This window comes from Parvibaculum sp. (assembly GCF_040882025.1).
Taxonomy (GTDB): Bacteria; Pseudomonadota; Alphaproteobacteria; order Parvibaculales; family Parvibaculaceae; genus Parvibaculum.
Genome location: NZ_JBBECC010000041.1, coordinates 1 through 1,165 on the forward strand (window position 1 = coordinate 1; position 1,165 = coordinate 1,165).

At 65.1% G+C, this 1,165-nt stretch carries 1 protein-coding gene and 1 pseudogene; both read left to right on the plus strand.

Going from position 1 to position 1,165, the window contains the following annotated elements:
- Positions 1–873, plus strand: an 873-nt coding sequence (locus WEB61_RS02665; RefSeq protein ID WP_368062784.1) for an MDR family oxidoreductase, incomplete at its 5' end; no start/stop codon positions are given.
- Positions 874–894: 21 nt separating this feature from the next.
- Positions 895–1,165, plus strand: a pseudogene (locus WEB61_RS02670) (acyl-CoA synthetase); the annotation flags it as partial.

Below are 1,165 nucleotides of genomic sequence, written 5' to 3' on the forward strand. Positions count from 1 at the left end.
TCGACGGTCAACTACAAGGACGGCCTGGCGTTGACCGGCAAGGTGCCGATCGTGCGCAACTGGCCGCTCATTCCCGGCATCGATTTTTCGGGCAAGGTCGAAAAATCCTCCCATGGTGATTTCAAGCCCGGCGACCGCGTCGTGCTCAACGGTTTTGGCGTCGGTGAAGGCCACAATGGCGGCTATGCGCAGAAGGCGCGCGTCAAGGGCGATTGGCTGGTGACGCTTCCCGATGCGATCTCGAACGAACAGGCCATGGCGATCGGCACGGCCGGCTACACCGCGATGCTCTGCGTGCTCGCGCTCGAAAAAAACGGCGTGACGCCGGCGAAGGGCGACGTGCTGGTGACGGGTGCAGCAGGCGGTGTCGGCTCGGTCGCCGTCGCACTGCTCTCGAAACTCGGCTACCGCGTCATCGCCTCGACGGGCCGCCCTTCGGAAGCGGATTATCTGAAGAGCCTCGGTGCGGCGGAAATCATCGACCGCAATGAACTTTCCGCGCCCGGCAAGCCGCTCGGCAAGGAGCGCTGGGCGGGCGTTGTCGATGCGGTCGGCAGCCACACGCTGGCGAACGCCCTGTCGATGACGAAATATGGCGGCACGGTCGCCGCCTGCGGTCTGGCGCAGGGCATGGACCTGCCGGCCTCCGTCGCACCCTTCATCCTGCGCGGCGTCACGCTTGCCGGCATCGACAGCGTCATGGCGCCGAAAGACATTCGCGTCGAAGCATGGAGACGTCTTGCCACCGATCTCGACATGAAAAAACTCGAGGCAATGAGTTTCCGCGCGAAGCTCGACGACGTGCCGCAGCTTGCAAATGACATCATCGCGGGCAAGGTGCGCGGTCGCGCCATCATCGACGTCAACGCCTGAGCGGGAGCGCGAAACTTGGACATGAACCTGCCGCCCTTCCGCGACGCCCACTATGTCGAACCGAAAATCGAGGTCGAGCACCGCGCCGACGGCTCGATCGTGCTGCGCAATCCGCATCCCCTGCGCCCGGCGCCCGCCAATCTGATCGAGCCGATCCGGAAATGGGCGGCGGAAGCGCCGGACCGGGCATGGCTGGGCAAGCGCCGTCCCGCGAAGGACGGTCTCGGCGATTGGGAATTGCTGACCTATGCGGAGGCCGACAGGAAAGTCAGCGCCATCGCGCAGGCGCTGC